Genomic DNA, 16,744 nt, shown 5'->3' on the forward strand with positions numbered 1-16,744 from the left:
TATGGATACCCTCGGCTACTTGGGTCAGGGCTTCGGCGTCGCGCTGAGCCCCTACAACCTGGCGACCGCCCTGTGCGGCACCCTCATCGGCACCGTGGTCGGCCTGTTGCCGGGCCTCGGCCCGATCAACGGCGTAGCGTTGCTCATCCCGATCGCGTTCGCCCTCGGCCTGCCGCCGGAGTCGGCGCTGATCCTGCTGGCGGCGGTGTACCTGGGCTGCGAATACGGCGGACGGATCAGCTCGATCCTGCTGAACATCCCCGGCGAAGCCTCCACCGTGATGACCACCCTGGACGGCTACCCGATGGCCCGCCAGGGCCTGGCCGGGGTGGCGCTGTCGCTGTCGGCGTGGAGTTCGTTCATCGGCGCATTCATCGCCACCTGCGGCATGGTGCTGTTCGCACCGCTGCTGGCGAAGTGGGCGATTGCGTTCGGGCCGGCCGAATACTTCGTGCTGATGGTTTTCGCGATCGTCTGCCTGGGCGGCATGGCCGGCGACCGGCCGTTGAAGACCTTCATCGCGGCGCTGATCGGCCTGTTCCTGTCCACGGTCGGCATCGACGCCAACAGCGGCGTATACCGCTTCACCGGCGACAACATCCACCTGACGGACGGCATCCAGTTCGTGGTGCTGGTGCTGGGCCTGTTCTCCATCAGCGAAATCCTGCTGTTGCTGGAGAAGACCCATCACGGCCAGGAAGCGGTGAAAGCCACCGGCCGCATGCTGTTCAACTTCAAGGAAGCGGCTTCGGTGTTCGTGGTGAACATCCGCTGCGGCGTGCTGGGCTTCATCATGGGCGTCCTGCCGGGTGCCGGGGCGACCCTGGCCAGCGCCGTGGCCTACATGACGGAAAAACGCATCGCCGGCACCGGCGGCACGTTCGGCCAAGGCGACAAGCGCGGCCTCGCCGCCCCGGAAACCGCCATCGGCGGCGCCGCCTGCGGTGCGCTGGTGCCGATGCTGACCCTCGGCGTTCCGGGCTCGGGCACCACCGCGGTGATGATCGGCGCCCTGTCGCTGTACAACATTACGCCAGGCCCGCTGCTGTTCCAGGATCAGCCGGACATCGTCTGGGGCCTGATCGCGTCGCTGTTCATCGCCAACGTGATGCTGGTGATCCTCAACATCCCGATGATCCGCGTCTTCACCCGCATCCTCGCCGTGCCGAACTGGGCGCTGGTGCCGGTGATCGCCATCATCACCGGGATCGGCGTCTACGCCGTGCACGCCACCACCTTCGACCTGTTCCTGATGATCGGCATCGGCATCTTCGGCTACATCCTGCGCAAGCTGGATTTTCCGCTGTCGCCGTTGCTGCTGGGCTTCATCCTCGGCGGCCTGATGGAGCAGAACCTGCGCCGCGCCCTGTCGATCTCCAACGGCTCGCTGGACATCCTCTGGTCGAGCCCGATCACCTTCGGCGTCTGGGTGCTGACCGCCGTCATGCTGGCCGTGCCGCTTCTGCGCATCTGGCGCAAACGTTCGGCCGCGCAGCGCACCATCGCCGATGTCTGACCGGACATCGCTCAAAGGCTGGTGGGGAACACCGCTGGTCGGTCTGCTGGGCGGCTACGTCGCCAGCCAGATCGGCTGGCCGCTGCCGTGGATGGTCGGCTCGCTCCTGGCGATCATCCTCGTGCGCTGCCTGACGCCCTGGCAACTGGCTGAAATCCCCGGCGGCCGTAAATGCGGCCAATGGATCGTCGGCATCGGCATCGGCCTGCACTTCACCCCACTGGTGATGGAACAGGTGCTGAGCCACTTCGGCCTGATCTTCTTCGGGGCGCTGGTCACCAGCCTGTCGGCGGTGGTCGGCGTGTGGCTGATGCGGCGCACCGGCGAGGACCGTGCCACCGCGTTCTTCTCCAGCATGCCCGGCGGCTCGGGCGAGATGGTCAACCTCGGCGCCCGCAACGGCGCGATGCTCAGCCATGTGGCGGCGGGGCAGAGCCTGCGGGTGCTGGTGGTGGTGCTGTGCGTGCCGGCGGCGTTCAAGTACCTGCTCGGCGACGGCACGCCGATTGCCCACGCCGGCAGCGTCGATTGGCGCTGGCTGGCGTTGCTGTTTCCGGCGGGCGCCCTGCTCGCCTGGCTCTGGCAGCGCCTGCGCCAGCCCAACCCATGGCTGTTCGGGCCGTTGCTGGTGAGCGCGGCGGTCAGCATCGGCTGGGATCTGCACATCGGCCTGCCCAACGGCGGCAGCCAGATCGGCCAGTGGCTGATCGGCAGCGGCCTGGGCTGTCACTTCAACCGGCAGTTCTTCCGCCGCGCGCCGTCGTTCATGGGCCGTACCTTGATCGGCACGGCGCTGACCATGCTGATCGCCACACTGGCGGCGCTGGGATTGAGTGCGCTGACCCACCTGGACCTGCGCTCGCTGACCCTGGGGATGATGCCCGGCGGCATCGCCGAAATGAGCCTGACGGCGGAAACCCTGCAGCTGTCGGTGCCGCTGGTGACGGCGATGCAGGTGATGCGCTTGCTGTTCGTGCTGTTTCTCGCGGAGCCGTTGTTCCGGTACTGGAACCGCAGCCCCGAATGAGACCGACCTCGTGTGTTGAGGGAGCCTGCTCCCGCCACACACATTTCAGAGCGGCGGCAATTGCCACCGGATCGGCGTCTCGCCGTTCTGCTCAAGGAACTTGTTGGTGCGGCTGAAGTGCCCGCAACCGAGAAAGCCCCGGTAGGCCGACAGCGGCGACGGGTGCACCGAGGTCAGCACCAGGTGCTTGGTCGCGTCGATCAGCTTCTGTTTGCTCTGGGCGTGGGAGCCCCACAGCATGAACACCAGGTGCGGCTGCCGCTGGCTGACCACCTCGATGATCCGGTCGGTGAAGAACTGCCAGCCCTTGTCCTTGTGCGCATTGGCGTTGGCGCGCTCGACGGTCATGGTGGTGTTGAGCATCAGCACGCCCTGATCGGCCCAGCTCTGCAGGTAGCCGTGGTTGGGGACGTCGATGTTCAGGTCGCGCTTGAGCTCTTTGTAGATGTTGACCAGCGACGGCGGCGCCGGCACGCCCGGCTGCACCGAGAAGCACAGACCGTGGGCCTGGCCCGGGCCGTGGTACGGGTCCTGGCCGAGGATGACCACTTTCACCTTGTCCAGCGGCGTCGAGTTCAGCGCGTTGAAGATCAGCGGCCCCGGCGGATAGATCTCCTTGCCGGCCGCCCGCTCCTGCTGCAGGAAAGTGCGCAACTCCGCCATGTAAGGCTGGTCGAACTCGGCACGCAGTGCCTCCTTCCAGCTCGGTTCGAGTTTGATACGGTCGTCAGCAGTCATGGTCATACCCGGCAAAAACAATGGGGCGAACCCTAGGAAAGCCGACAACGCTTGTCAATTGATCTGACACGGAACCGGCACTTTCCCGTACAGCGATCATACTGAACGCTCAAATTCCCGATCGAGGTCACGATGAACCTGCACTTCGAAGAACGCACCGGCACCGACGGCGCCCGCCTGGGTATCGCCACCCTGGATGCCGAAAAGTCGCTCAACGCGCTGTCCCTGCCGATGATCCACGCCCTGAGCGACAAACTGAGCGCCTGGGCCAAGGATCCGCAAATCGTCTGCGTGCTGTTGCGCGGCAACGGCGCCAAGGCGTTCTGCGCCGGCGGCGAAGTGCGCAGCCTGGTGGAGGCCTGCCGCGCCCACCCCGGTGAAGTGCCGCCCTTGGCCGCGCAGTTCTTCAACGCCGAATACCGCCTCGACTACAGCCTGCACACCTACCCCAAGCCGCTGATCTGCTGGGGCCACGGCTACGTGCTCGGCGGCGGCATGGGCCTGCTACAGGGCGCCGGCACCCGCATCGTCACGCCGAGCAGCCGCCTGGCCATGCCGGAGATCAGCATCGGCCTGTACCCGGATGTCGGCGCCAGTTGGTTCCTGTCGCGGTTGCCGGGCAAGCTTGGCCTGTTCCTCGGCCTCACTGGCGCACAGATGAACGGCCGCGATGCACTGGACTTGGACCTGGCCGACCGTTTCCTGCTCGACGAACAGCAACCGGAACTGATCGAGCGCCTGCTGCAGCTCAACTGGCAGGAACAAACCGCCATGCAGCTCAACAGCCTGCTCAAGGCCCTGCAGCAGGAGGCGGCAGCGCAGATGCCCGACGCGCAGTGGCTGCCGAGGCGCCGGCAGATCGACGAACTGCTGGACGTCAGCGATGTGGCCTGTGCCTGGAAAGCCATCACCCTGCAACGCGACAGCGGCGACCTGCTGATCGCCCGTGCGGCGAAGACCCTGAGCGAAGGCGCGCCGCTGACGGCGCACCTGGTCTGGGAACAGATCGTCCGCGCCCGCCACTTGTCATTGGCGGAAGTCTTTCAGATGGAATACACCTTGAGCCTCAATTGCTGCCGCCACCCGGAGTTCAGCGAAGGGGTGCGGGCGCGGCTGATCGACAAGGACCAAAAGCCGCACTGGCATTGGCCGGATGTCAGTCGCGTGCCGGAGGCGGTGGTGGAGGCGCATTTTCACAAGGTCTGGGAGGGGCGGCATCCGCTGGCGGATCTGTCGGCTTACTGAGGCCCGGGGTCAATCGCGGACACAAAAAAAGCGGCGCTCAATGCGCCGCTTTTTGCTGCGGTGAATTACCAGCGACCGCGACCGTTGTGGTCACCCCGGTCGCCGTGACGGTCATGGTCGCCCCGTCCCCGGTGGTTATCCCAGCCACCGCGATGGCCGTCCCAGCGTCCGCGGTCATTGTCGTGCCAGCGCCGGCTCTCGTAGTAGCGCGGCGCCGAATAGTAGCGCGGGGCCGGTTGGTAATAGCGCGGCGCCGAGTAATAGCGGGGAGCCGGCTGGTAGTAGCGCGGAGCAGAGTAATAGCGGGGAGCCGGCTGGTAGTAGCGCGGAGCAGAGTAATAGGTACTGCCCCCGCTGTAGTAAGTGCCACCACTGGTGTAGTACGACGGCGACTGGGACGTGTAGACCTCCGAACTGTAGTAGCCATCTCCGTAGGAATATGGGACGCATCCGCCAATGGAAAACAGCATCACGGCAAGCAGAAGAATTCGGCGATACATGGCGGCCTCCTGGACCGCGGGTGGGCCACGCCAGCGACGCTGGCAGGCGTCAGTCGTTTATTCGGTGACTGACGAATGATCTGACAGCGTTTTCGGAATCTGGTGCGCTTCGGTAACAACTTGAAACACGTAGCCGATGAAAGGTTGTTCATCTTCTACGGCCCGATTCACGGGGTGATTAATGGTGCCAGCGGTGGTATCCGCCACGGTAATAACCGGGGCCGTGGCCGCCGTAATAGTAGTAGCGGGCGCCGCCGTAGTAGCGCGGGCCGTAGTACCCGCCGTAGGAGTAAGGCGAGTAGTAGCCGGGATAGTAGTAAGGGGCGGAATAGGCATCGTAGGTGCCGGCGTAGTAATAGCATCCCGACAAACCAAGACCGAGCAACAGACCCAGCAGGATTCGACGAAACATGATGGCCTCCTGAAAGACCTGCGACCGACGACGAAGGAATCCGGCCGACACTCTTTTGACTGGTTGGCGCCCCTCAAGTGCCGATGCCGCCGTAGGTTCGGATCAGTGGCGCAGACGTCTGCGCGAGAGGCCAAAACGGACGAAGTTTCCTGCGAATCGGATTCGGTTCGCACAGAGGCAGCTATTTCTCCCGCCGTGCCACTAGAATGCCTGCCATCAGGTCACCGCCAAGGGAATCGCCCATGCCGCTCAGATCCGCGCTGTACTCCCAACGCTCGCTGGTGATGACCGTGGTCATCCTGCTCGGCGCCGGTTTCCTGGCCACTTCGCTGCTCAGCTATTACGCCTCGCGCACCTCGATCCGCGACAACATCGTCAACACCGAACTGCCGCTGACGTCCGACACCGTCTACTCGGAAATCCAGAAAGACCTCGTCAGACCGATCCTGATTTCGTCGATGATGTCCCGCGACACCTTCATGCGTGACTGGGTGGTGAACGGTGAAAAGGACACCGACCAGATGACCCGTTACCTCGACGAGGTCATGACCCATTACGGCGCCTACACCGCGTTCTTCGTCTCCAACAGCACTCACATCTACTACCACGCCAAAGGCGTGCTCAAGCAGGTGCGAATCGATGAGCCGCGCGATGCCTGGTACTTCCGCGTGCGCGACATGAAGGATCCGTACGAGATCAACGTCGACCCGGACCTGGCCAACAAAGACAACATGACCTTCTTCATCAACTACAAGGTCTACGACTACCACGGCCGCTTCATCGGCGCGGCCGGGGTGGGGCTGACGGTGGACGCGGTGATCAAGCTGATCGACAAGTACCAGCAGCGCTACCAGCGCAGTGTGTACTTCGTCGACACCTTCGGCCGGCTGGTGCTCACCGGCGCCGAAGGCGGCCCGGAAGGCGCCCGCGCCGGCAAAAGCCTGAACGACCTGGACAGCATGAAGAACCTGGTCAGCCAGTTGCCCAAGCCCCACAGCGGCAGCTACGAATATTCCGCCCACGGCCTGGGACATTTCCTCAACGTGCGGTTCATCCCGGAGCTCAACTGGTACCTGTTCGTCGACAAGCGCGAAGACGGCGCCCTGAGCGAAATCCGCCAGTCGCTGTACCTCAATCTGCTGATCTGCCTGCTGGTGACGCTGATCGTACTGGCCCTGCTCAACCGGGTGATCCGCCGCTTCCAGGAAAAGATCCACGCCCAGGCCACCCTCGACAGCCTCACCGAACTGCCGAACCGGCGCGGCTTCGACCTGCTTGCCGTGCAGGCCCTGCACGAGGCGCAGCGGGAACCGAAACCGCTGACCGCGCTGCTGCTGGACCTGGATCACTTCAAGGCGCTGAACGACACCTACGGCCACATGGCCGGCGACCAAGTGCTGATCGGCTTCGCCCGCGACCTGCAAAGCTGCCTGCGCCATTCCGACATCGTTTGCCGCTGGGGCGGTGAGGAATTCATCGTTTTGCTGAAGGACACCGACGGCGCCACCGGTCAGAAAATTGCCGAGAAAATCCGTCGGCATGTCGAGCAGCACGAATATGCCTACAACGGCCATGCCCTGAACCTGACCGTCAGCATCGGCATCACCACCCTGCAACGGGACGACACCTTGCACAGTCTGCTGTCCCGGGCCGATCATGCGATGTACCGGGCCAAGCAAACCGGCCGCAACCGCACCTGCATGGAAATGCCCCACTCGACCTATGCCTGACCTTCCTCCTCCCGACCTCTGCCCGGCCTGCGGTGCCCGCAACGACTGCACCCTGGCCGACCCGCGCACCGCCGACCGCGCCTGCTGGTGCTACGGCGTGACCATCGATGCGGCGGTGCTCCAGGCCCTGCCGCCCGAACTGCGCGACCGCGCCTGCCTGTGCCCGCGTTGCGCGCAGGTCGAAGCGCAACTGCAAGCGTCCGGGCCGCCGATCCCGTAAGATGCGCGCCCCTGTGCCCACCGATTCCTGACCATGCGCGTCGATCGTTTCCTCAGCAACCTGCCCCGCTACAACCGTCAGCAAGTTCGCCTGCTGCTGGTGGAAAAGCGTGTGAGCATCGACGGAAAAGTCGTCAGCGACCCGCACAGCGACGTGTTGGAGTTCAGCCGCGTCGAGGTGGACGGTGAAGTGCTGCAGGCCGGCAAAGCGGCGCGCTACTTCATGCTGCACAAGCCGCCTGGGTGCGTCAGCGCCACCCGCGATCCGCAGCACCCGACCGTGCTGGATCTGATCCTGGAAGCGGACAAGGACGACCTGCACATCGCCGGCCGACTGGACTTCAACACCACCGGGCTGATGCTGATCACCAATGACGGCACCTGGTCGCGGCGCCTCACCCAGCCGCAGACCAAACTGCCGAAGGTCTACTACGTGGAGACCGAACAGGAAATCGGCCCGGAATATGCGAGCACATTCGCCCAGGGGATCTACTTCGCCTTCGAAGACCTGACCACGCAGCCGGCGGTGCTGGACGTGATCGGTCCGAAGACGGCGCGGTTGAGCATCGTCGAGGGCCGCTACCATCAGGTGAAGCGCATGTTCGGTCATTTCAACAACAAAGTGCTGCGCCTGCACCGCGAATCCATGGGCCCGCTGCACTTGGACGATGCGCTAAAACCGGGCGAGTACCGCGCTTTGCGCACCGAAGAGATCCATTTGTTCTAAGCCTGCGACCGCTCAGCAGAAGTTGTCGAACAAATTACCGACGGCACTTGCGCGATCCTGATCCCCCTGCTTGAATCAGGACGTCGGCCAAAATGTGACCGACGAGTCACAACATACTTCTAAGAAACCTTTTGCCGGCAGAGAGCCCAAGGCTCCGCCTCCCCCGGCAAATCGCCCGCCAATAACAACACCCGTCGACCTGCCGTAACGGATCGACATGGGCCCGCAAAATTCCAGGCGTATGCCTACCTGTCACAAAGCTCGTGCAATCTTTTGCGCGCATACCCGCTTGCCAGGAGTCTTATGACATGAGGCCAGAAATCGCTGTGCTGGATATACAGGGTCAGTATCGGGTTTACACGGAGTTCTATCGCGCAGACGCCGCAGAGAAGACCATCATCTTGGTCAACGGCTCGATGGCCACGACTGCGTCGTTTGCGCAAACCGTCAAGAACCTGCACCCGCAATTCAACGTGGTCTGCTACGACCAGCCCTACGCTGGCCGCTCCAAAGCGCACAACCGCCACGACAGGATGCTGACCAAGGAAGTCGAGGCCCAGATCCTGCTGGAGCTGATCGACCACTTCGCCGCCGAGCATGTGCTGTCGTTCTCCTGGGGCGGCGCCGCCACCATGATGGCCCTGGCGCATCGTCCCCGGCGCATCGAACGGGCCGTGATCAGCTCGTTCTCCCCGGTAATCAACGAACCGATGCGCGACTACCTCGAACGCGGCGTCGAACACCTCGGCAACCTGGACCGCGACCGCGTCGGCCATCTGGTGAACAACACCATCGGCAAGCACCTGCCGTCGCTGTTCAAGCGCTTCAACTACCGCCACGTCAGCAGCCTGGCCGAGCACGAATACGGGCAGATGCACTTTCACATCAACGAGGTGCTGAACAACGACCGCGACTGCTACCTGCGCGCCGCCAAGCAGATCGACGTGCCGGTGCTGTTCATGAACGGCGAATGGGACGAGTACACCTCGGCAGTGGACGCCAAGCTGTTCGGCAACCATGTGCAGCTGAGCACCTTCAGCACGCTGCAGGCCACCGGCCACTTCCTCGACATGGAACACAAGGCCGCCTGCGAAGGCAGCCGCAAGGCATTGCTGGGTTTCCTGAAACCTGCGCAGCACAGCAGCCGCGCGCGCAACGCGTTCGCCCAGGACTACCATGCATTGGCCATCTGAAAAAGCGTCACCGCGAGCAAGCCTGCGCCACTGAAGCCTTTACCGACTTCACGCCCGCAGCGCTTGCCCGCGACTGACCGAACACACGTCTGCTTCAAGCTTTTCAGGCCATCCAACGCAAAGAAAACTTCAAATCCGCGCCCGAGTCTGGTACAAAGTCAGCCGTTCCGAGCGGGTGTCGTATAATGGCATTACTCCAGCTTCCCAAGCTGATAACGAGGGTTCGATTCCCTTCACCCGCTCCACATCACCTTTCCATGGATGTCTGCACAAATCCACGGAACGCATGCAAGTCACTGAACTGATACGGTTTTTCCTTCCAGCCTGATTCCAGTGACATCCAGCGAAAACCACTGACAACCAGCCTTTTCTGGCACATGAAGTGGTACATCTTTGCGGCCATCCCGGTATCGCATTGTTGCTGGAGGAGCCATCCCCAGGGGATGACCATCGCATCCAACTCTGTTCTGAGGAGTTGGGCACATGCTTACCGATTTGAAAATCCGCCAAGCCAAATCCACTGACAAAAACTACACGCTCAGCGATTGCGACGGGCTCTATCTGTTTGTTTCGACAAGCGGCTCCAAGCTTTGGCACTTTCGCTATACATGGCTCGGCAAGCGAAACCGTTTCTCACGACGCAGGGAGGGGTTCGAACCTTCATCTCAGGGGCTCGATAATTGCGCTTGTAAATATTCTTGAAGGGTTATTGGAATTGATCAAATTTCATCAGTTCTTTCCAGATGTAACCGTAGCTGTAGCGTAGCCAACAAACCTTTAACCGGTCGAAGTTACGTCTTACCCAACTGCTTTCTCGTGCTTTGAGTTCTTTCGCTATTTCATCCAGTAACCATTCATCCTGAAAGCCGGTCCAAACAGGTGGGACAGGCGTTTCGAGGTTGCTGAAACACACGGGAGCTACCTCTGAATACAAGATGTCTTCAACGACCTCTGGGTCATAGCCGCGGATTCGTTCTGCGATAGAGGCGTAGTCGACAAAACTATCTACAAACGCCTCTGCCAGCGCAATCTGGATGTTCGCTTTTTCCGCGGAAGTCAGAATATGTCCCAATGGGCCAGCTCCTCTAGCTCTGCGTCGAAAGTATCAGCCGCAACCCCTCCAGCAATGCCGCCGGCAATGCTACCAATGAGAACAACGGCTATGGCGCAGGCCGGCGCGCCAGGTCCACAAAGAGCGGATACACCCAAGCCCGCCAGGAAACCACCTGCCGCACCACCACCGAGGATGGTGGCCTGACGGGCCGTTTCTTTGGCTTTGTCGTCTGCGTTCAGTATTTGGTAAGAGGCAAGCACCGCTGTCATGATGATGCCGACCTTACCCATGACGGACATGATTTTTGTGCCAGAAGTGAATTTGGCATTGGCACTACCAGACCGCTCTAGAGCTTTGTACAAGACCTCTTTCTGTTGAGCCTTAGAAAGTTGTTCGTAATTTTTGTTGAACTGGGCTTGAGATTTTCCATCCAGTATTTCTCTGTATGTTTTTCCAGTACTCTTCTTTTTTTGCACGATGGCAAGGCCGTGTGCAGACGTCAGTTTGCGGTGTTCGTACATGATTTTGTTGCGCATCTCGTTGCTGAACTTTGTCGCGTCCTCAACGCTGATATTGCCGGCTCTGACTTCAGCGAAGATCTGCTGTGACATTCGTCGAATATTGCCCTCGTAGCTAGCACGGACGCGCTCGTCCTTGATGGCATCGATGGAAAAACGGCTGGCCGCCCCCTCCATGCCTGCAACCGCCATCTCTAGGGGAGAACGGTCGAGAGTGTGTTCGCTTTTGACAACATAGCTTCCGGTTACCAGGTTCGGTTCCGTCACGAGAAAATCCTTACCCCAAAATGTCGTTCAGCAACCCGTCAATACCTGAGGTGGTGCAGGCAATCTCGTCTTGGGTAAATGCCAAGGTATGGCATGTCTTACCGGTGGGATTAGAAAATTTGACCGAGTTGTTTGCGTCAAAGACGCCGGGCATGGACGACCCATCATCAAAGTGTGCCGTGCAGGCAAATCCTTCGTAGCTTTCTTCCGCGGAAATTTTAAAGCCGATCCAGTTACCGTGGATGACCATGGGCGTAGGTGGAGTAAACGGAGCGGGGGTATGGGTGCTTCCGATGATGACCGTACTCGAACCGCCGGTCACGACGTCGCCGTGGGTGCCGACAGTGCCGACCAGTGCGGCATTTTGGCCGTTGATAAACACGGTGCTGGACACATCTGAGGCTAACGCACTACCACAGGTACACGTGTCACCTTTGCGAGCGGCCGCAAGACCGTCGAAGAACACATCAGGAGAACCCGAGGAGATTGCTTTAGAACCGTGCCCAGGCATGGGACAACTGGTCGGATCAGTAATACGTGCCGCTTGCTTTGCCATGCTTGACTCCCTGTCAAAGACTTTCCGGAGCCGACTGTATCAGACTCGCGTTGACGGTGGCCTGCACCTATGCAGCTAGACTCAGCGATGGACGAACAATTGCTTAGATACTTCTATATTTGTCCTTCAAAAATCGGCAAAGGCTAGGCAGGGCACAAACCATCTTCGGATCGAACCAGCGTCTGCTTTCGGCCAATAGCGGACGCTTGATCGCGGGACTCACCGCAAATGAGCGGTCAACCCTTTAAACGTCAATTCCATGGATTGAGCTAGAAGCTGATCCATTACATCCGACGGGACGGCCGCACTATCTGCTCGCCAGGCCAGGCTAAGCATGCCATTCATGGCAGCCCACATCGCGGTGGCCACAAGGTATGGGTCGATGGCTGGATCGATTGAACCGTCGGCTATGCCATCGCGCAGCGCAGCCTCAAGTTGAGCGTTATGTTTCTTCACCATCGAGCTAATACGGGTCTGAGCCTCCGGTGTATCTGGAGGAGAGGCCATGAGACGGAACTCGTTGGGGCGCTCCTTGGCAAACCGGATGTATCCCATAGCAGCAACCCGAATCCGCTCCAACGGAGTACCTGCCGCCGCGTAGGCCCTTTCCATGTATACCCGGTTCTCCTCCATGGCCTTTTCCGTCACGGCTAGGAGCAAGGCAGATCGTCCACCGACCCGGTTGTAGATCGTCTGCACGGCGATATCGGCACGCTCAGCAACTGCCTCTAGCGTCAGGGCAGAAAGCCCTTCCTCCAGAATCAATGCTTCGGCGGTATGGATGATCGCAAGGCGAGTGGCCTCGGCTTTGCGCTGGGTGCGGGTTGGAGTGGAGATGTTCATGGGACGGCAGTATACCTGAAAAAAATTTGATGCACTTCTAAAATTGGAATAGCATCAAAAAAACGAAAGAGGTTCGCTGCCCCATGACTTCACGCCTGGATGTTTCCTTCGCTTCGGGAAATTCACGTTGCTCAGCTTGGCTGTACCTGCCATCCGCAGGGGAGAAGCCACTACCCGTCATCGTCATGGCTCACGGTTTGGGGGCCATTCGCCATATGCGGCTGGACATGGTCGCTGAGCGATTCAGAAATGCTGGCTATGCCTGCCTTGTTTTCGACTACCGCCACTTCGGCGACAGCGACGGCAACCCTAGAAATTTGCTCAGCATCTCCAGGCAACTGGAGGACTGGCGCTCTGCTATTTCCTACGCACGTTCCAGAACTGAGTTGGATGCCAAGCGAGTAATTCTTTGGGGTACATCATTCAGTGGCGGCCATGTCATGCGCGTTGGCGCACAGGACGGCTGTGTAGCTGCAGTGATGAGCCAATGCCCGTTTACCTCTGGATGCGCTTCTGCAATGGCCCAAAGCACAAGAACGGCTTTGAAGCTGACGCTCTTGGGCGTCGTTGATCGCATTGGCTCGATCTTCGGCGCGGCTCCGTTGCTGGTAGATGTTGCTGGGCCTGCTAACGCTGCAGCTTTGATGACGGCTCCTGATGCTCTGCCTGGCTACCTCGCTCTCGTGCCGGAGGGCAAGGCATTTATCAACAAAGCCGCTGCACGAATTGCCCTGGATATCTCCAGCTATCACCCAGGACGCAGCGCCGCTGAGATCAACTGCCCTTTGCTGGTTCACGTGTGCGAGACCGATAGCGTGGCCCCCTCTGGGCCGACGCTGCGCTATGCCAGGCAAGCCAAAAAAGCTGAGGTGGTTCTCTGCTCAGAAGGCCATTTCGAAATTTACGGTGGCGAAGCCTTCGAGCGAGTGAATCGCCAGCAGCTCGAATTTCTACGCCGCAACGTGCCTGTCTAGCGTTCAGCACCCTCCCTGCAAAGCAATGATCAAGGCCGAGTGGCCTGAGGACAAGAAATGGCAAAGTACGATTTGACTGGACGCGTAGTGGCTAGAAAGCTGCACGCGAGTTGCACATAAGCCAAGGGCTTTGCCAGAAGCACGGGGTATTGACGTCCATTTCATCATCGAAACGATCTAACGGCTGCTTTTGGCCGTTAGCTGCCCTTCACGAGTAAGAAACCTTTGACGGTCTCAGCGAATAATCAACCTCCGGCGACATCCGGGTCATGGGGTAGATCAGTACAGTTCTAGCCCGCGAACAGAGCCCTCACCTCCACGCACGCTCAACGCGGGAGATCTCATGTGCACGCCAAGCGAGTCAACGGCACTTGATCCACTTCCCATCCTGGTACACACTGCGGCACAGCCACCGTCCCGGTGGCCAGTTAATCCATTGATAACCAGTTCGTTGGATGCCCACTGATCATCCCTTCACCCGCTCCAATCAGATTTCAGTCCTGCGTCGTTTGACGGGGATGAAAAAAACCGGCCTATAGGGCCGGTTTTTTTGTGTCTGGAATCTGGCATCCCATTCATGCAGAGCATCAGCTCACCTGAATGATAAATCCATAAAACAACTTCTTAAGCCGAAAATCGATAGTTAATCCACAAAATATGTGAATTGTGCGCTTTGACAAAGCCAAGGCCAACTCTATACTTTTGAGCACCCACGCACTCAGTCCCGCCTTAGGCCCATCATGCTGGAATTAAGCCTCAGCACCCCCAGTGAAATCGTCAAACGGCTTTGCGAACGCCTTCGCACCGAACGGTTGGCCCGGCAAATGACGCAGGCCGAAGTGGCGGCGCGCGCCGGCATCGGCACCAACACCGTGTCCAATCTGGAATCCGGGCGCAATGTCGGGTTTGAAAACGTGATTCGCGTGGCCATGGTGCTCGGGCGCGCCCACGAGCTCGAAAACCTGTTCATGCCGAAGCTGGACAGCCTGGACGATATCCTTCGCTACGAAAACAGCTCCACGCGTCATCGTGTCAGGAGGAAGTCCGGCGATGCTTGAGCAAGTCGATGTCTACTACGACGGCTGGGGCGAACACTGGCATTGGGGCACGCTGGTTTCCACGACGGCCCTCACGGGGCGCCCGTTGATCGTGTTCGAGTACAGCGACGAAGCGAAGCGCAAAGGGCTGGAGCTGTCCTCCCTCAAGCTTCCCTTGGAAGGCCCCAAGCTAAGCCGCGACTTCCCGCGCCATCAGTTGGGGCTTCCAGGCCCGGTCTACGATTCATTGCCCGACGGATGGGGCATGCTGCTGATGGATCGTCTCTTCAAGCGCCGCCGTCTGAACCCGGCTCGCATCAGGCCGCTGGAGCGGCTGGCCTACATCGGCAACAACGCCATGGGCGCGATGTCCTTCAAGCCCGTGGCGCCCGAAGGGCTGGAGCCGCAAGAACACATTCCACTCGACCTGCTCGCGGCCGAGGTACAGGACGTGCTCAACGGCGAAGGCGGCGAATTCCTGGAGAGGCTGCTGCTGGTCGGCGGCTCTCCCCAAGGCGCCAGGCCGAAGGCCTTGGTCTATCGCGATCCTCTGACACTAGCCTTTACGACGATTGCCACGCCGGGCTTCGAGGCTTGGTTGGTCAAGTTTCCGGCCAGGCAAGAACACCCCGAAGTCTGTGCCATCGAAATGGTCTACGCCGAATGCTTGCGCAAATGCGGCATCCGCACACCCGACACCCAGTACTTCAGCCTGCCGAACGGACTGGCAGCCTTCGCCACCCGGCGCTTTGACCGACAAGGCGAGCTCCGTGTGCCCATGCAAAGTCTTGCGGCCTTCACCGGAGCCGATTTCCAGACCGCAGGCACGCTGGATTACGTCAGTTTCCTGCGGGCGACCCATCGCTGCACCAATGACATTCGGGAAAAGGCGCTGGCGTTCGAACGTGCAGCCTTCAACGTTGTGTTCAACAACCGGGACGATCACCCCAAGAACTTTGCCTACCTGATGTCACCTTCGGGTCAATGGACATTGGCACCGGCCTACGACGTGACCTTCTGCGAAGGCCCCGGCGGATACCATCAAATGGATGTGATGGGCGAGGCACTGGAGATCGACCGGAAATCCCTGCTCAGGCTCGCTGAGGAAGCCGAGATCCCGGCAGGCGCGGCAGGCGACATCATTGACCGGATGTGCAACGTGGCCAGCCAGTTCGCGGCCATGGCCGAGCATGGATACCCCGGTGTGATCACCCGGGACACGCTGCAGGTCATTCAGGATCGGATCGACGAAAACATTGCCCTGCTTCGCTGAGGCCAGCGTCGCCAGCAAGCGAACGGGGATGTAAAAAAACCGGCCTATAAGGCCGGTTTTTTGTGTCTGGAATTCTCTGTTTCGTGGGCGGGCATCCGATCGCAACGGCATGCAACACACTCCTCTCGCCTCGGTTTCACCGCTGCCTAGACTGATCGACGCCACCGTTTGTCACTGAGCGAGCCACCGCCTGGTGGTTATGGTGTTGATCATAAAAAACCCGTAGGTATAGTACCCACCAAGCACACCACAAGGAGGTGTTGTGAACAGCCGTTTTCTAATCGGCCAACTCGTCGCGGACGGTTGGTATCTGGTGCGGGTCCGCGGCAGCCATCATCACTTCAAGCACCCGACCAAACCCGGGCTGGTGACGGTGCCGCATCCGAAGAAGGATCTGCTCAAGAAGACGGCCATCAGCATTCTGCAACAGGCGCTGCTTTGACCCGCAAGGCCAGTCGCCATGGAGGACAACGAACATGCTTTACCCGATCGCGATTTCGGTGGGCGATGACGAACAGGCTTGGGGCGTGGAAGTGCCGGACATTCCGGGGTGCTTCTCCGCCGGCGACGACCTGGACGATGCGATGGCCATGGCCCGTGAAGCCATTGAAGGCCATTTCGAAATTCTGGCGGAGGACGGTTCGCCCATCCCGCCGGCCAACAAGGTCACGCTGCACGCCGCCAATCCCAAGTACGCGGGCTGCACCTGGGCGGTCGTGGACATCGATGTGACCAAGTACCTGGGCAAGGCCCAGAAACTCAACATCACGCTGCCGGGGTATCTGCTCAACCGGATCGATGAGTACGTGCTGCATCATCCCGAGGAGAAGAGCCGCTCGGGGTTTCTGGCGTCGGCGGCGCTGAAGGTGCTGCAGCAGAGCGGCAACTGAAAGAGAAAAACCGGTCGCGATGACC

20 protein-coding genes and 1 tRNA gene are annotated in these 16,744 nt (G+C 60.4%); 14 read left to right on the forward strand and 7 right to left on the reverse strand.

Features of this window, described 5'->3' with window-relative positions:
• Position 1 precedes the first annotated feature (1 nt).
• Together CAG31_RS22080 and CAG31_RS22085 are read left to right on the forward strand one after the other, a co-directional pair.
• Entirely contained in the window at positions 2-1,516 is a 1,515-nt protein-coding gene (locus CAG31_RS22080) for a tripartite tricarboxylate transporter permease (protein ID WP_085585151.1), read from the forward strand.
• Positions 1,509-2,543 carry an AbrB family transcriptional regulator gene (locus tag CAG31_RS22085; protein ID WP_085585154.1) on the forward strand — a complete coding sequence of 345 codons (1,035 nt, stop codon included), beginning with the start codon at positions 1,509-1,511 and terminating at the stop codon, positions 2,541-2,543. Before CAG31_RS22080 ends, CAG31_RS22085 begins: the two co-directional genes overlap by 8 nt.
• A 45-nt stretch (positions 2,544-2,588) precedes the next feature.
• On the opposite strand, the gene ung is transcribed toward CAG31_RS22085, so the two are convergent.
• On the reverse strand, positions 2,589-3,281 hold the full coding sequence (gene ung, locus CAG31_RS22090; protein ID WP_085585259.1) for a uracil-DNA glycosylase: 693 nt from the start codon (positions 3,279-3,281) through the stop codon (positions 2,589-2,591).
• Positions 3,282-3,413: 132 nt separating this feature from the next.
• Here ung and CAG31_RS22095 point away from each other — a divergent pair, with 132 nt between their 5' ends.
• A complete protein-coding gene (locus tag CAG31_RS22095; protein ID WP_085585156.1) occupies positions 3,414-4,526 on the forward strand; it encodes an enoyl-CoA hydratase/isomerase family protein in 1,113 nt (370 codons plus the stop codon).
• A gap of 65 nt (positions 4,527-4,591) precedes the next feature.
• Here the strand turns inward: CAG31_RS22095 and CAG31_RS22100 are convergent, their stop codons facing one another.
• Both CAG31_RS22100 and CAG31_RS22105 read right to left on the reverse strand, forming a co-directional pair.
• Positions 4,592-5,026, reverse strand: coding sequence for a hypothetical protein (locus CAG31_RS22100; RefSeq protein WP_085585158.1), 435 nt, complete (start codon positions 5,024-5,026; stop codon positions 4,592-4,594).
• A 178-nt stretch (positions 5,027-5,204) separates the two neighbouring features.
• Positions 5,205-5,438, reverse strand: a complete 234-nt coding sequence (locus CAG31_RS22105) for a hypothetical protein (protein WP_085585160.1) — start codon at positions 5,436-5,438, stop codon at positions 5,205-5,207.
• 242 nt (positions 5,439-5,680) lie between these two features.
• Here CAG31_RS22105 and CAG31_RS22110 point away from each other — a divergent pair, with 242 nt between their 5' ends.
• From CAG31_RS22110 to CAG31_RS22140, 6 genes are all read left to right on the forward strand, one after another.
• Positions 5,681-7,168, forward strand: coding sequence for a sensor domain-containing diguanylate cyclase (locus CAG31_RS22110; protein ID WP_085585162.1), 1,488 nt, complete (start codon positions 5,681-5,683; stop codon positions 7,166-7,168).
• On the forward strand, positions 7,161-7,388 hold the full coding sequence (locus tag CAG31_RS22115) for a cysteine-rich CWC family protein (protein WP_085585164.1): 228 nt from the start codon (positions 7,161-7,163) through the stop codon (positions 7,386-7,388). The genes CAG31_RS22110 and CAG31_RS22115 overlap by 8 nt, the downstream gene beginning before the upstream one ends.
• Positions 7,389-7,421: 33 nt before the next feature.
• Positions 7,422-8,114, forward strand: a complete 693-nt coding sequence (locus tag CAG31_RS22120; RefSeq protein ID WP_085585166.1) for a pseudouridine synthase — start codon at positions 7,422-7,424, stop codon at positions 8,112-8,114.
• Positions 8,115-8,422: 308 nt separating this feature from the next.
• The gene (locus tag CAG31_RS22125; protein WP_085585168.1) at positions 8,423-9,307 is read left to right on the forward strand and encodes an alpha/beta fold hydrolase; all 885 of its coding nucleotides are present in this window, start codon (positions 8,423-8,425) and stop codon (positions 9,305-9,307) included.
• Between the two features lie 171 nt (positions 9,308-9,478).
• Positions 9,479-9,552: transfer RNA gene (locus CAG31_RS22130), tRNA-Gly, on the forward strand.
• A 238-nt stretch (positions 9,553-9,790) separates the two neighbouring features.
• Positions 9,791-10,009: an Arm DNA-binding domain-containing protein gene (locus CAG31_RS22140; protein WP_085585172.1), complete on the forward strand. Its 219-nt coding sequence runs from the start codon at positions 9,791-9,793 to the stop codon at positions 10,007-10,009.
• Positions 10,010-10,013: 4 nt separating this feature from the next.
• Here CAG31_RS22140 and CAG31_RS22145 read toward each other — a convergent pair whose 3' ends face one another.
• The 4 genes from CAG31_RS22145 to CAG31_RS22160 all read right to left on the reverse strand — a co-directional run bounded on the left by CAG31_RS22145 (position 10,014) and on the right by CAG31_RS22160 (position 12,545).
• Positions 10,014-10,379 carry a hypothetical protein gene (locus CAG31_RS22145; RefSeq protein ID WP_085585174.1) on the reverse strand — a complete coding sequence of 122 codons (366 nt, stop codon included), beginning with the start codon at positions 10,377-10,379 and terminating at the stop codon, positions 10,014-10,016.
• Positions 10,364-11,146 (reverse strand): hypothetical protein, encoded by a 783-nt coding sequence (locus CAG31_RS22150; protein WP_085585176.1) that lies wholly within the window; start codon positions 11,144-11,146, stop codon positions 10,364-10,366. The genes CAG31_RS22145 and CAG31_RS22150 overlap by 16 nt, the downstream gene beginning before the upstream one ends.
• Before the next feature lie 10 nt (positions 11,147-11,156).
• On the reverse strand, positions 11,157-11,702 hold the full coding sequence (locus CAG31_RS22155; RefSeq protein WP_085585178.1) for a PAAR domain-containing protein: 546 nt from the start codon (positions 11,700-11,702) through the stop codon (positions 11,157-11,159).
• A 219-nt stretch (positions 11,703-11,921) separates the two neighbouring features.
• Positions 11,922-12,545, reverse strand: coding sequence for a TetR/AcrR family transcriptional regulator (locus tag CAG31_RS22160; RefSeq protein ID WP_085585180.1), 624 nt, complete (start codon positions 12,543-12,545; stop codon positions 11,922-11,924).
• Positions 12,546-12,628: 83 nt separating this feature from the next.
• On the opposite strand from CAG31_RS22160, the gene CAG31_RS22165 reads away from it, so the two are divergent.
• The 5 genes from CAG31_RS22165 to CAG31_RS22185 all read left to right on the forward strand — a co-directional run bounded on the left by CAG31_RS22165 (position 12,629) and on the right by CAG31_RS22185 (position 16,719).
• A complete protein-coding gene (locus CAG31_RS22165; protein ID WP_085585182.1) occupies positions 12,629-13,519 on the forward strand; it encodes an alpha/beta hydrolase in 891 nt (296 codons plus the stop codon).
• Between the two features lie 740 nt (positions 13,520-14,259).
• Positions 14,260-14,577: a helix-turn-helix domain-containing protein gene (locus CAG31_RS22170; protein WP_085585184.1), complete on the forward strand. Its 318-nt coding sequence runs from the start codon at positions 14,260-14,262 to the stop codon at positions 14,575-14,577.
• Entirely contained in the window at positions 14,570-15,829 is a 1,260-nt protein-coding gene (locus tag CAG31_RS22175; RefSeq protein WP_085585186.1) for a type II toxin-antitoxin system HipA family toxin, read from the forward strand. The genes CAG31_RS22170 and CAG31_RS22175 overlap by 8 nt, the downstream gene beginning before the upstream one ends.
• 262 nt (positions 15,830-16,091) lie before the next feature.
• Positions 16,092-16,271, forward strand: a complete 180-nt coding sequence (locus tag CAG31_RS22180) for a type II toxin-antitoxin system HicA family toxin (protein ID WP_007957952.1) — start codon at positions 16,092-16,094, stop codon at positions 16,269-16,271.
• A gap of 34 nt (positions 16,272-16,305) precedes the next feature.
• Complete coding sequence (locus tag CAG31_RS22185) at positions 16,306-16,719, forward strand: type II toxin-antitoxin system HicB family antitoxin (protein WP_085585188.1); 414 nt, start codon at positions 16,306-16,308, stop codon at positions 16,717-16,719.
• The last annotated feature ends 25 nt before the right edge of the window (positions 16,720-16,744 follow it).

Origin of the sequence: Pseudomonas sp. R25(2017) (assembly GCF_002112565.1) — a bacterium.
Lineage (GTDB): Bacteria > Pseudomonadota > Gammaproteobacteria > Pseudomonadales > Pseudomonadaceae > Aquipseudomonas > Aquipseudomonas ekonensis.

Coding starts and splice junctions, on each gene's coding strand:
- CAG31_RS22120 (WP_085585166.1), top strand. CDS start 7,422: ATGCGCGTCGATCGTTTCCTCAGCAACCTGCCCCGCTACAACCGTCAG.
- CAG31_RS22185 (WP_085585188.1), top strand. CDS start 16,306: ATGCTTTACCCGATCGCGATTTCGGTGGGCGATGACGAACAGGCTTGG.
- CAG31_RS22165 (WP_085585182.1), top strand. CDS start 12,629: ATGACTTCACGCCTGGATGTTTCCTTCGCTTCGGGAAATTCACGTTGC.
- CAG31_RS22085 (WP_085585154.1), top strand. CDS start 1,509: ATGTCTGACCGGACATCGCTCAAAGGCTGGTGGGGAACACCGCTGGTC.
- CAG31_RS22170 (WP_085585184.1), top strand. CDS start 14,260: ATGCTGGAATTAAGCCTCAGCACCCCCAGTGAAATCGTCAAACGGCTT.
- CAG31_RS22095 (WP_085585156.1), top strand. CDS start 3,414: ATGAACCTGCACTTCGAAGAACGCACCGGCACCGACGGCGCCCGCCTG.
- CAG31_RS22140 (WP_085585172.1), top strand. CDS start 9,791: ATGCTTACCGATTTGAAAATCCGCCAAGCCAAATCCACTGACAAAAAC.
- CAG31_RS22155 (WP_085585178.1), bottom strand. CDS start 11,702: ATGGCAAAGCAAGCGGCACGTATTACTGATCCGACCAGTTGTCCCATG.
- CAG31_RS22080 (WP_085585151.1), top strand. CDS start 2: ATGGATACCCTCGGCTACTTGGGTCAGGGCTTCGGCGTCGCGCTGAGC.
- ung (WP_085585259.1), bottom strand. CDS start 3,281: ATGACTGCTGACGACCGTATCAAACTCGAACCGAGCTGGAAGGAGGCA.
- CAG31_RS22160 (WP_085585180.1), bottom strand. CDS start 12,545: ATGAACATCTCCACTCCAACCCGCACCCAGCGCAAAGCCGAGGCCACT.
- CAG31_RS22125 (WP_085585168.1), top strand. CDS start 8,423: ATGAGGCCAGAAATCGCTGTGCTGGATATACAGGGTCAGTATCGGGTT.
- CAG31_RS22115 (WP_085585164.1), top strand. CDS start 7,161: ATGCCTGACCTTCCTCCTCCCGACCTCTGCCCGGCCTGCGGTGCCCGC.
- CAG31_RS22105 (WP_085585160.1), bottom strand. CDS start 5,438: ATGTTTCGTCGAATCCTGCTGGGTCTGTTGCTCGGTCTTGGTTTGTCG.
- CAG31_RS22110 (WP_085585162.1), top strand. CDS start 5,681: ATGCCGCTCAGATCCGCGCTGTACTCCCAACGCTCGCTGGTGATGACC.
- CAG31_RS22175 (WP_085585186.1), top strand. CDS start 14,570: ATGCTTGAGCAAGTCGATGTCTACTACGACGGCTGGGGCGAACACTGG.
- CAG31_RS22100 (WP_085585158.1), bottom strand. CDS start 5,026: ATGTATCGCCGAATTCTTCTGCTTGCCGTGATGCTGTTTTCCATTGGC.